A 12,326-nucleotide genomic window follows, 5' to 3' on the forward strand; every position below is an offset into this window, starting at 1 on the left:
ATGATTCGCCAAGCCAGCCGCTATTTTGGCGTTTTTAATCGGAATTTCAGGAGATTAGGCACTAATGACGGTGCGATGATTCGGCGGTTTGCTCAACTATGTAAACAAAGTGCAAGCAACTGCAATCAACTCTTTGCGGTAAAGTCTATAAAGGTTCAAGCATATCGTCAGCGTCTCTATGAGTTACTCTGCGTCTACCCCGACCGATCCCGATCAACCTAAAATCCGTAATGCTGACACGAAAGAGGTAGATCGAAGCAAGCTGAGTAAGATGTATCAGCACTATGTGGAAATCAAGGATAAGTATCCTCATGCGCTGTTGCTGTATCGGGTGGGAGATTTTTTTGAAACTTTTTTTCAAGATGCGATCGCAGTCTCAAGAGAATTAGAACTGGTACTTACCAGCAAGCAAGCGGGAGAAATTGGTAGAGTCCCCATGACTGGCGTACCGCACCATGCTTGGGAACGTTACACTACTCAACTGGTGGAAAAAGGGTATGCGGTGGTTATCTGCGATCAAGTAGAAGACTCCGCTGATACCGATCCCGGAAAGCTGGTGAAGCGGGAAGTAACGCGAGTTATTACCCCAGGTACGTTGCTGGAAGAGGGGATGCTAAATGCTCGTCGCAATAATTACCTAGCAGCGATAGTAATTGCGGGAAATCACTGGGGTTTGGCTTATGCAGATATTTCCACAGGAGAATTTGTAACTACTCAGTCGAGTCAATTGGAGCATTTAACGCAGGAATTGATGCGCTTGCAGCCGTCAGAAGTGCTGATTCCTACTAATGCGCCGGATTTGGGGAGTTTACTGCGACCTGGGGAGAAATCCGAGCATTTACCGGAATATTTACCGCCGTCGTTTTGTTATGCGTTGCGATCGCAAATTCCTTTTACTTCCGGTGAAGCTAGACATAGATTGTTGCAACGGTTTAAAGTGCGGAGTCTTGAAGGCTTGGGTTGCGAACATCTCCCCCTCGCCGTCCGCGCTGCTGGTGGTTTGCTGGAATACCTAGAAGACACGCAAAAAGAAAACCTCGTACCTCTCCAGTTTCTCCGCACCTACACCCTCACAGATTATCTGATTCTCGACCACCAAAGTCGCCGTAACCTAGAAATTACGCAAACGGTGCGGGATGGAACCTTTCACGGTTCTTTGTTGTGGGCGTTGGATAAAACTAGCACGGCGATGGGTGGACGTGCTTTGCGGCGATGGTTGCTACAACCTCTGTTAGATATTAAAGGCATTCGGGCGCGACAAGATACGATTCAAGAATTATTTGAAAATAGCTTTCTCCGCCAAGATTTACGGCAGCTGTTGCGGCAAATTTATGATATAGAACGCTTGACAGGACGCGCTGGCTCTGGTACTGCTAGTGCTAGAGATTTGGTGGCTTTGGCTGATTCTTTGGCAAAATTGCCGGATTTATCCGAATTAGTGGCTGATACTTGCTCTCCCTTTCTGAGAGCTTTGCAGAAGGTACCGCAGGAATTAGAACATCTGGCAAAGAGACTCAGCGCTCACTTGGTAGAATCGCCTCCTATACATATCAAGGAAGGCGGTTTGATTCGCCCCGGAGTTAATGCCCAGTTGGATGAAATGCGAAGTCTTGCGGTAGAGGATCAGCAATGGGTAGCGAATTTGGAGGTGACAGAGAAAGCTCGGACTGGGATTTCTACGCTGAAGGTGGGCTTTAATAAGACTTTTGGCTATTACATCAGTATTTCCCGCACGAAAGCTGACCAAGTTCCGGATAATTACATCCGCAAGCAAACTCTGACGAATGAGGAACGCTACATTACTCCGGAGTTGAAGGAGCGAGAAGCGCGGATTCTGACGGCGCGGGATGATTTAAATCGCCTGGAATATGAGATTTTCGCTTCTTTAAGGGAAGAGGTGGGGCAATACGCAGAACAAATTCGCACTATTTCTCGTGCTGTGGCGGCGGCTGATGTGTTGTGCGGTTTGGCTGAGGTGGCGGTTTATCAGGGTTATTGCTGTCCTCAGATGGTGGAAGGTCGGGAAATTCGGATTATTGATGGTCGTCATCCCGTGGTTGAGCAGTCTTTGCCTTCGGGGTTTTTTGTGCCAAATTCGACGGGGTTGGGGAGAAGGGAGGATACGAACTCCAGAGGCGCAGAGGACACAGAGGAGGAAAGACCGGATTTAGTGATTTTAACGGGGCCGAATGCGAGTGGGAAGAGTTGTTATTTGCGTCAAGTGGGTTTGATTCAGTTGATGGCGCAGACTGGGAGTTTTGTGCCTGCGAAGTCAGCTATTTTGGGAATATGCGATCGCATTTTTACTCGTGTTGGTGCGGTGGACGATCTGGCGACGGGTCAATCTACTTTTATGGTAGAGATGAATGAGACAGCGAATATTCTCAATCATGCTACTGCAAAGTCTCTGGTTCTTCTGGATGAAATTGGCCGGGGAACGGCTACCTTTGACGGTCTTTCGATTGCTTGGGCGGTGGCTGAATATTTAGCAAGTGAAATTCAATCGCGGACGATTTTTGCTACTCACTATCACGAACTTAATGAATTGGCTTCGATTTTGCCTAATGTTGCTAATTATCAGGTGACGGTGAAGGAGTTACCTGACCAAATTATCTTTTTGCACCAAGTTCAGCCGGGAGGCGCTGACAGGTCGTATGGCATTGAAGCTGGGCGTTTGGCGGGTTTGCCAGCCCCCGTGATTCAACGCGCCAAGCAGGTAATGAGCCAAATTGAAAAGCACAGCAAAATTGCGATTGGACTCCGTAAACGCGGGCAGTTTGAAGAATAATAGCAAGTTGAATAGTAAGTGAACAATACCGTTTTTAAAAACCAGTTTTTTGTATAAAACTGGTTTTTAAAATCTCGCGCTTCCGGGCATACTTAATTATAATTACCTAACTTAACTACAAAACTCAGTATTTATAAGTAATTAATGAAGTTATAGTAAACTCAGAAAAATTGCGGAACTAGACGCCTAAGTTTTGTAGTCTAATATTGAAATACCGCTCCAAAGCCTAGAGAAAAGCTTTTTGCAAGCACATTAAAACTCAACTCAAGAAAAAAGTTTTAAGTGTTTCCGGAGCCTGTAAGCATCGGGTTGCAAATTCTACCAATTAGTACCCTTTGTAATCCAGCACCAACTTAGCTTCACTTGCTATGGAACAAATTACCACCTCTGGCTCGACCGCCGGAAATATCGAGCAAAAGACTAACCAGTTTAGTTTAATTATCCAGACTTTGGTGTTGACGGGTATCTTGTCGTTGACGGCTAGGCTGACGCTCCCCACTACCAAAGTTGCTCTTTCCAAACCTCCCCTACCTCAGTATAGTTTATTAAAATCAGTTACTAATGCGGTTTTGCAAGACGTTTCCCAGGATTCCGGCTTGCCTGTGTCTAAGTTTCGCATTGTCGCAACCGAACAACAAACTTGGTCGGATGATTGTCTGGGTGTCAATAGCTTAGGCATTCTTTGCACCGAGATGAGAGTCCCAGGCTGGCAAGTAACTGTGGCAAGTGAACAAACACGCTGGGTTTATCGCACAAATGCTTCTGGATCTGTGGTGAAGCTGGCTCAGGGTGTCGATTCACTTGTTCAAAAAAGTGCAAAGTAAATAGTGTTTCTCGTTCCTAGTCTCTGACTGGGAACGAGAGTTTAATTTTATGGCTTTCCACCCGCCACAATATTCGGTCTTTCTAGGTCAGTGGGAAAGATGGCTTTCAAGGCATTCTGTCTGATTTCTGGCTTTTCTGGCGCATTATTCCACAAGCTTTCGTAGAAGAAGAACGACATCCCCGCAAACCCCCTCTGACGGACGGCTGCGACTTGATTTTGAACCTGTGCCAGTCCAATAGGTCTGGGTTTTACCCCGCTTAAAATGCCGATGCCAACGGGAATGTGACGCTGGGCTGCTTTGACTTCTGGACGCTCTAATTCTTCAATAAAACGACCGAGGTCATCTCGATAAACTTGGATAATCAGTTCCTCAATTAACCCTTGTTGTTCCCAGGTTTGCCAGTCTGCTAAAAAGAAATTGTAGGAGAACTCTTGAGGATTGGGAGAGACAGAAACCAAGACGTTTTTTTTGCGGCCTTTGACGGCTTGAAATACCTGCTTTAGATAAGCTGTAATTTTGTTAGCCCGCCACCTGATCCAGGCTGGATCTTGAGCATTCGTGGGGGGAGATTTGCCGCCGTTTTCTTTTTTGTAAAGTTGGACAGTAAAGGGATCATATCCAAACTCAGCAGGAAAGCCGAAATGGTCGTCAAATTGAATGCCATCAACGTCGTATTCGCTAACAATTTCAACAACTAAATCTTGGATAAATTTCTGCACTTCTGGGCGAAACGGATTCAACCAAACTCGATTGTGCGGCCCTTCTTTCCAAATTTGGGAACCGTCACGGCGTTTGAGAATCCAATCTGGGTGACGTTTGACAAGTTCGGAGTCAGCAGGTGCCATAAAGCCAAATTCAAACCAGGGAATGACTGCCATGCCTTTTTGATGTCCCTGGTCTACAATTTCTTTGAGGATGTCTCGCCCTTGGAGCCGGGGTTCTGGATCGAGCGATCGCCCAATCTCTTTTTGCGCCACTGCACTCGGATAAAGTGTATAACCCCAGTTCCAAACTGTAGGATACAGGGTGTTAAAGTTCAACTCGTCGAGGCGTTGGATAGCGTTGGCGAGGCGCGTTTTTTCAAATAGCACATCGCTGTCTATATTAGTCAGCCACACGCCCCGGATCTCTTTTGACTGCGCTATTGGCGGTATTCCAACTTTGGCAATGTATTGAGAAGGAACTAATTGGGCCATTCCCGCCGCCTGACACAAGAAAGCTGCCACATCTGCACGGGTAGCTGGTTGGTTGGAATTAAGTCGCTTGACATCTGGGTAGTTGACAACAAGTTGTTTTTCTGTAGCAGCGGCGATCGCGCGTTTTGCATAATCAGGAATGGTTGCAGCATCGCTAAATGCCCCATTCAACGTGTTAGCAACAGGTGAGGAGGGCGAATATTTCAAGCCAGATGAGAGAGAAACTAAAGCTTGCGATCGCGGGATTTTTTCACTCGGCTTGAACACCCCACCGGGATAACCGGAGAGAAACCCAGTTTTATAAGCTTTGGCGATCGCATCTTTAGCCCAATAGTTCGCGGGAACATCAGCAAATGGCACCGCATTTCTGACATCAGCTGTATTCGGGAAAGCCTTGCCAACCATCGCCGCAAACTCAGCCCTTGTGACAGGCGCACTCGGCTTAAAGCTGCCATCCGGGTATCCACTGATAATCTGCTTTTGTGCCAGCTGTTCTATACACGGTTGCGTCCATCCTTGCACATCAGAAAATTTCGCCTGTGCAAATGCGGGATGTATCATTAGCACCACACCAAAGCTAAAGGCAACCAGGAAGATTAACCAAGCCTGATGACCAAAAGCGCGGCTAAACAAAACCAACCCGTCTGCTAGGCTCGTAAAACGGCTTTTCATAGAGTATTTGAACATCTATCTAAATATGGATATGCAAGAATTAACGAAAGTGTAACTCCCTCTTGGGGAATGACTTGGATATCTCGGTATAAGTTGCTTTCTCGGCAAGTACACCAACCTTGGAAGAATTGGGAGGGGGTGGTTTTGGCATCACCTATCTTGCCAGAGATGCTTTCCAGACACCGCGTTCTCATCAAGACTCTGAATGATACAGTGCAACGACACCCAGATTTCGGCAAATTTTAGCAAGATTTCAGAAATAAGCTGCGGCTTGTCCCTAAATGACAAGCCGCAGCTTGCTTCTGTGCGCTCTCCTATGTTCTGGAGAGTTGGGAGTGATTTTTTTTGTGGTACGTCAACCTTAGGCATAGCCTTCCCTCAGTCCAAAGAAGTAGCGCCTTGTGGTAGGGTAGCTGTCGCCGCCTTGACCGGTGAATTACGTAATTCCCCAGCAATTTTGTTAAAGTTTCATAAATTTTTTTTTTCGTCGGGAAAAGCAAAGTGCCGACGTGTAGTAGCTATCAGGGTTTATTGGACGTGGAGTATCCCGGTTAAATTGTTGGTATAGATGACAACATTCAAAAAGTAGAGGCGATTCCATGTTAGCTTACTGTCATCGCTGCCTTAAGTGAGCGAGATCACCCGAAAGTAAGATAGCTGTCACTGCCGAAATCGCGGTGAAATTACCGACTTACCAAAAAATCACCCGATGTAAGGAAGTAAAGCAAAACCCTTTGATAGAAAAATGGTATTGAAACTCGACTTGGTGTTCCCTATGACAGACCTATACGACTCGGAAAATGTTATCTGTTACAACAAACAATCGCTCACCCAACTTGTGAAGGCGATCGCCCTCTCTCAGGGAGACTTTTCTTTAATATTGGTTTCCTGTAACAATCCAGAGTTGCAGGAGCAAGTTATGGAACGGCTGCGAGAAATCTCAGAAGTAGAAATTCAAGAAATCGTTTTGTATCCCTCGGTAAGGACGCTTTATACAACTATAGAGGCAACAATTGAGGATCACCAGCAGCCACAAGCTTTAATGGTCTATGGTTTAGACTCCGTGGTGGATATCCATGAATTACTAAGTGCGACGAACCACGTCCGGAATGAGTTCCGCAAACGATTTACTTTTCCTCTAGTGTTGTGGGTGAGCGACGAAATACTCTTAAAGGTGACGAGGCTAGCACCCGATTTTAAAAGCTGGGCTACTAAAATTCGATTTGAGGTTCCTAAAAGCCACTCAATAGAGAGGACAGCCATCAGCGCTTGACTGAAGGAGCCATAGCGAGTGAAATGTTTCTTTTGTTCGTTATGTTTTAGTTGCCTACAGCCCGTATTAAATCGCCGTAACACTGGCTAATGGGTGGGCATTGCTCACCCTAGTTGTTCAAGTTGGGATTTTTCTCCCGGCGCAGAAGTTTTTGGGACTCCAAAATTAAATAGTTACTGGGGATTCCACATAAATTGTGGGTTCCTGCATTTTAAAATCTATTCCATACGTTATTAGTTCCTTAGAAATTTTCTCATTTGCTAATTCTAGTAAATGCTTCCGCAGTTGAATTGAATTTTCACTCGAACCCAGGATAAAGAACGTTACTCTTGCTCTAGTTGTTTGCTTTTCGGAATTACTCGCTAACGTAATATTTGTACTGCCTGGATCGATCCCAAACACAGAATTTGTACTTTCACTGATGACTTGCTCTACCAGTGCCTTTTCGCTATCTTCCAACAATCGGAAAAAGTCAAGGTTTAGCAAAACCATCACTTTTTTACCCATTGTCACATTCTCTATTTCCAGATTTGCTAATGTGGAATTTGGCACGATATATAAGGTACTTTTAGCCGCAGTGCGAATCTTGGTGGAACGCAAACCAATCGACTCTACCCTACCAAATAACCCTCCGGGTACGTTGCCAACCGAAGGTAAACGAATATAATCTCCAGGGACAAAAGGGCGATCTAAATACAACACAATTGTACCCAAAAGCTGTTCCAAGGTTTTTTGGGCAGCAAAAGCTACCGCTAACCCGCCAATCCCCAAACTTGTCATCAAGCCAATCAAATTAAATTGCTGGCTTTGGGCAAAAGCTAAAATAGAAATGAAGCCAATTACAACATTTACTATAGCCTCAATTACTAGAATCAGTTCATCAAAATCCCGCGCAAACTTGCCGAGTAAATCAACTCCATAAACTCGGATAAATTGCCGAAATAGGCACGATAATAACCAGGCGACGCTAACAATTACAGCTAAATCTAAAAAAGGCTTGATTAACTGGTATAAAAATTTATATTCTTCCACCCATGTTAGAGAGAAAGAAATAAGAATTAACGTTCCAGCTATTTTAAACTGATTTTTTATTGGCTCAATTAGATTGTCATAAATAATTGTTACTCGCTGAGGCGAAAAGCGACGCAGGACTAATTTGGCAATGCCGGGAGTATATCTTCCCAACAGCAGGGATAAGAGAACAAACAGCAGGAAGATGACTGGCTTGGAAATATCGCTCTGAAAAACCTGTTTACTGATATCGGCAAAATTAAGATTAGATAGTAATGGGTGAATCCACATAAATTGTTGGGTCTTCAATGTCGAAGGCAATATCGTAATATTTTAATTTTTCTGTAATATTTTCAGTAGCAATATCGAATAGTTGCCGCCGCAATCCCATTGATACATCGCTAGAACCCAGGATAAAGAAAGCAATCTGAGCTTGCGTTTTTACCTCATTTGCACTATTCAATCCTCTAAAATTGACATCTGTGTTCCGGGAGTCTATCCCAAAAATATCGCTGGTACTATTCAGAATAACTTGCCGAATTAAGGCTTGTTCTTCTTTTTCGATTGTCCGATGAAAGTTTAAGTATACAAGAGCCATTATTTTTTTGGCTCCGGTAAAGTTTTCAATATTAACTTGAGTCAGCGAACTATTGGGTACTATTATCAATGTTCCTTTGCCAGAGGTGCGAATTTTAGTAGAACGCAAGCCAATTGACTCAACTCTGCCAAAGATGCCATCTGGTAAGCCAATGTAATCATCGACAACAAAGGGACGATCTAAATAAATGACAATACCGCCTAATATTTGTTCCAAGGTTTTTTGGGCAGCAAAAGCAACTGCTAATCCGCCAATTCCTAAAGAAGCTACTAAACCAAAAATATTGATTTTATGAGTTTCAGAAAATATGACTATGGTAAAAAAGATTATGCTTAAGTTCGCCAGTAGTTTAACTAGAAGAAGGATTTCGCTGTTGACCTTACGCCCGCTGTTGATGGCAGCATCTAAAAGATAAATATCAAAAATCTGCTTGAACAGCCGTGAAGCTAACCAACTAGCTGCGATCGCTAGTGATAAACTGATTGGGAGTTCTATTAAATTCGACTGAGGAAATCCTGGGATTAAGTGTATGGTAGTGTCGAGGGTAGCTAATCCAATGACACCTACCAATAAACCCTCGTAAGGCTTAACGACTTTTTGATAAGCTGCAACTTGGGGAGAAATTAACTGCATTGGCAAAAATACAATAACGTAGGTTGGTTCCGAACGATAGCGAAGCTCAACAACAAGTAAACAAGCGTGAGTTGTTGGGTTTCGCTATCGTACCGCTACGCCCAAGCAAGCTACAACCATTCCCTACAAATTACTGTATTACAGCAGAATAGGAATAGACCTGATTTCAAGGCAAGATGTCACAGATGTTTGTGCAGGGGGAAACAATCGCCGCGATCGCTACCGCGGTTGTTCCGCAACAGGGTAGTGTCGGTATTGTGCGGGTATCTGGTGAAAAGGCGGTAGCGATCGCTCATACGCTCTTTTTCGCACCAGGACGACAGCAATGGGAATCGCACCGCATCCTCTACGGTTACATCCGCCATCCCCAAACGCAACAAGTGGTAGATGAAGCGTTGTTGCTGATTATGCAAGCCCCTCGCTCTTACACCCGCGAAGACGTGGTAGAGTTCCACTGTCACGGCGGAATTATGCCCGTGCAGCAGGTATTGCAACTGTGTCTGGAGGCGGGGGCGAGATTAGCGCAACCGGGAGAATTTACGCTGCGGGCGTTTTTGAATGGGCGTTTGGATTTGACTCAGGCGGAGAGTATTTCCGATTTGGTGGGAGCTAAATCGCCTCAAGCTGCACAATCTGCTTTAGCTGGTTTACAGGGGAAGTTGCAAAAGCCGATTCGCTCTGTGCGTGCTACCTGCTTAGACATTCTGGCAGAAATTGAGGCGAGGATTGACTTTGAGGAAGATTTGCCACCGCTGGATGAGAAGCACATTACAGCACAAATTGAGAAAATTTTGGCAGAGACAACGAAAATTTTGGCAACAGCGGATAAAGGGGAACTGTTACGCGCTGGGTTGAAAGTGGCGATTGTCGGGCGACCAAACGTGGGAAAATCGAGTTTGCTGAATGCCTGGAGTAAGAGCGATCGCGCTATTGTCACCGACCTCCCTGGCACCACCCGCGATGTTGTAGAATCTCAGCTAGTTGTGGGCGGGATACCAGTGCAAGTGCTGGATACTGCGGGAATTCGGGATACGCTTGATCGGGTGGAGAAGATTGGCGTTGAGCGAAGTCTTGCTTCTGCCCAAGCAGCTGATCTAGTGTTGCTCACCATTGATGCTCAACTTGGTTGGACGCCAGCTGAGCAAGAAATCTACGAACAGGTACAACATCGCCCGTTAATTTTAGTTATAAATAAAACCGATCTTGTAGAGACGCAATTTATTGCTTCTTTGCAATATCCTGACAATATTAACCGCATTATATACACATCAGCCGCCCAGAACCAAGGCATTGATGCGTTGGAAAAAGCCATTTTAGATGCCGTACACACAGGGAACCTCAAAGCAGCTGATTTAGATTTAGCGATTAATCAGCGACAAGCCGCAGCTTTAACAAAAGCTAAAATATCTTTACAGCAAGTGAAAGCAACAATTGCCGATCAACTGCCTCTCGACTTCTGGACAATTGACTTACGGGGTGCCATTCAAGCTTTAGGGGAAATCACCGGAGAGGAAGTAACAGAATCGGTTCTTGACAGAATTTTTAGCAGATTTTGTATTGGGAAATAGGGACTGGGGACTGGGGACTGGGGATTGGGAATTGGGAATTGGGGATTTTGTAATTAGCAATTAGCAATTGGCAATGAGCAATGAAAAACAATCTATTAGAAAAGGATACGAAGAATATAGCGTCAAAGGTTTCTACGAGCAATTTGGTGATGAGTATAGAAATCCTCAAGAGGCGGCAGTTCAAGAGGTTCTACAACTATCAGTTAATAAATGGCAGCTAGATTTACAGAAGGTCTTAGATTTAGCTTGTGGCAGCGGTGAAGTTACTTTGACACTGCAAAATTTAGGCTGCACTAACATTGATGGCATCGATCCATACACCTACAATGCTTATTTGAAACGCACTCTTCAAGAAGCTGAACCCTATACCTTTGAGGACATTGCTTCTGGAGTCCTCCATGACCGACATTATAGTTTGATTGTTTGCAGCTTTGCTTTGCATTTGTTGAGTGAGTCACGTTTACCAGTAGTCGCCTACCAGTTAAGTTTAATTTCCGACTCAATAGTTATTATTACGCCTCATAAGCGTCCTCACTTGAAGCCCGAATGGGGATGGAACTTCGTGGAGGAGATTATGTTTAACCGGGTGCGATCGCGTCTCTATAAGGCAATACTTTTCGCCTAAAGCAAAACCTAATCTCCTAATCCCTGTCCCATCTCTTCTTTGAGGAGAGATGGGACAGGGGAAAGAAGCTAAAGCCCCCCTCCCGTAAAAAAATCTTCCTTTCGTTTTCCCTCTCCTCTTAGGAGAGGGTTAGAGAGAGGTTCCCTAGCCTCGCCTTGCAGCAGTTGTTTCTCGCAGCAGTTGTTTAACCGTTCCGATTAACTCGTGCGCTTCAAAGGGCTTAGCAATATAAGCATCTGCGCCTTGCTTCATCCCCCAGTAGCGATCAAATTCCTCTCTTTTAGTTGAACACATTACTACAGCTAGATCGTGGGTTTTGGAGTCAGATTTAATCTTACGGCAAACTTCGTAACCGTTCATGCGAGGCAGAACAATGTCCAGAACCACTAAATCGGGACGTTGTTTGGCAATTTGCTCTAGCGCTTCGACGCCATCACAAGCCACAGTAACACTCAACCCACTGTCTTGAAGCAGGCTAGAGATCATCTGCCTTTGCGTGATACTGTCTTCCACAACCAGAACTGTAGTCATAAATATTTACCTATTTACTGGATTCAAAAGTTAACGCGAAAAATACGGTTACTCTAAGTTGCATTGCTTTTTCTGAGCGGGAACTTACCTACTTTTGTTCATTTTCAGCTATTAGACGAAAAAGTGTTTGCGTAAATGCACCTAATTTTACAATATAGCTTTCGTTATATTTTAAGCTCTCAATCTGGAATCTTACTATTAGAAAAGTCTATCTTTACTTAATCTTCAAATTAAACTACTATATGTACCTAAGTAATTCCGGAAATTTGTAAAGATTGTATAAATTAACGCGGAAGCTCCAAAGATGGTTTAATGCCTGCCAATATCGCTACAGTCTGGGTAGAGAGTACCCTCTCGAAGCGCAAAACTTAACTAAATGCTATATGTCGTTTATAACCAGTATTTTTACAGGGTAGAGATAAACTTTTATCGCAACCCAAGCCTCGCCCGTTCTCAATACCGTTGCTGTTAGCATTCAATAACGGTGCGTTAGAGGATGTTTTAAAAGTCGGTTAGATAGCAAAAAAGCTCACTCAGTGTAAGCTGCGAATATGTAGTACACAGCACTGAGAGAGCGTTATGAGTAAAGCTTACCCCAGTAATT

Annotated in this window: 10 protein-coding genes; 6 read left to right on the plus strand and 4 right to left on the minus strand. The window is 44.5% G+C overall.

Annotation, left to right across the window (positions count from 1 at the left end):
- Positions 1 to 178: 178 nt before the first annotated feature.
- Together mutS and H6F66_RS00840 are read left to right on the plus strand one after the other, a co-directional pair.
- On the plus strand, positions 179 to 2,788 hold the full coding sequence (gene mutS, locus H6F66_RS00835) for a DNA mismatch repair protein MutS (protein ID WP_190417304.1): 2,610 nt from the start codon (positions 179 to 181) through the stop codon (positions 2,786 to 2,788).
- Positions 2,789 to 3,156: 368 nt separating this feature from the next.
- Complete coding sequence (locus tag H6F66_RS00840) at positions 3,157 to 3,612, plus strand: hypothetical protein (protein ID WP_190417306.1); 456 nt, start codon at positions 3,157 to 3,159, stop codon at positions 3,610 to 3,612.
- Positions 3,613 to 3,659: 47 nt separating this feature from the next.
- Here H6F66_RS00840 and H6F66_RS27955 read toward each other — a convergent pair whose 3' ends face one another.
- Positions 3,660 to 5,483: a family 10 glycosylhydrolase gene (locus H6F66_RS27955; RefSeq protein ID WP_190417309.1), complete on the minus strand. Its 1,824-nt coding sequence runs from the start codon at positions 5,481 to 5,483 to the stop codon at positions 3,660 to 3,662.
- Positions 5,484 to 5,552: 69 nt separating this feature from the next.
- Between H6F66_RS27955 and H6F66_RS00850 the strand changes: the two genes are divergently transcribed.
- Together H6F66_RS00850 and H6F66_RS00855 are read left to right on the plus strand one after the other, a co-directional pair.
- Positions 5,553 to 5,729 (plus strand): hypothetical protein, encoded by a 177-nt coding sequence (locus H6F66_RS00850; RefSeq protein ID WP_190417311.1) that lies wholly within the window; start codon positions 5,553 to 5,555, stop codon positions 5,727 to 5,729.
- A 529-nt stretch (positions 5,730 to 6,258) separates the two neighbouring features.
- Positions 6,259 to 6,756: a hypothetical protein gene (locus H6F66_RS00855; protein WP_190417313.1), complete on the plus strand. Its 498-nt coding sequence runs from the start codon at positions 6,259 to 6,261 to the stop codon at positions 6,754 to 6,756.
- A 165-nt stretch (positions 6,757 to 6,921) separates the two neighbouring features.
- On the opposite strand, the gene H6F66_RS00860 is transcribed toward H6F66_RS00855, so the two are convergent.
- Positions 6,922 to 8,058 carry a mechanosensitive ion channel domain-containing protein gene (locus tag H6F66_RS00860; protein ID WP_190417315.1) on the minus strand — a complete coding sequence of 379 codons (1,137 nt, stop codon included), beginning with the start codon at positions 8,056 to 8,058 and terminating at the stop codon, positions 6,922 to 6,924.
- On the minus strand, positions 8,033 to 8,998 hold the full coding sequence (locus H6F66_RS00865; RefSeq protein ID WP_190417317.1) for a mechanosensitive ion channel domain-containing protein: 966 nt from the start codon (positions 8,996 to 8,998) through the stop codon (positions 8,033 to 8,035). Before H6F66_RS00865 ends, H6F66_RS00860 begins: the two co-directional genes overlap by 26 nt.
- A 176-nt stretch (positions 8,999 to 9,174) precedes the next feature.
- Between H6F66_RS00865 and mnmE the strand changes: the two genes are divergently transcribed.
- Positions 9,175 to 10,566: a tRNA uridine-5-carboxymethylaminomethyl(34) synthesis GTPase MnmE gene (gene mnmE / locus H6F66_RS00870; RefSeq protein ID WP_190417319.1), complete on the plus strand. Its 1,392-nt coding sequence runs from the start codon at positions 9,175 to 9,177 to the stop codon at positions 10,564 to 10,566.
- Positions 10,567 to 10,639: 73 nt separating this feature from the next.
- Complete coding sequence (locus H6F66_RS00875) at positions 10,640 to 11,191, plus strand: class I SAM-dependent methyltransferase (RefSeq protein WP_190417321.1); 552 nt, start codon at positions 10,640 to 10,642, stop codon at positions 11,189 to 11,191.
- 144 nt (positions 11,192 to 11,335) lie between these two features.
- Here H6F66_RS00875 and H6F66_RS00880 read toward each other — a convergent pair whose 3' ends face one another.
- On the minus strand, positions 11,336 to 11,722 hold the full coding sequence (locus tag H6F66_RS00880) for a response regulator (RefSeq protein WP_190417323.1): 387 nt from the start codon (positions 11,720 to 11,722) through the stop codon (positions 11,336 to 11,338).
- Positions 11,723 to 12,326 lie beyond the last annotated feature (604 nt).

This window comes from Trichocoleus sp. FACHB-6 (assembly GCF_014695815.1).
Classification (GTDB): domain Bacteria; phylum Cyanobacteriota; class Cyanobacteriia; order Cyanobacteriales; family FACHB-T130; genus Funiculus; species Funiculus sociatus.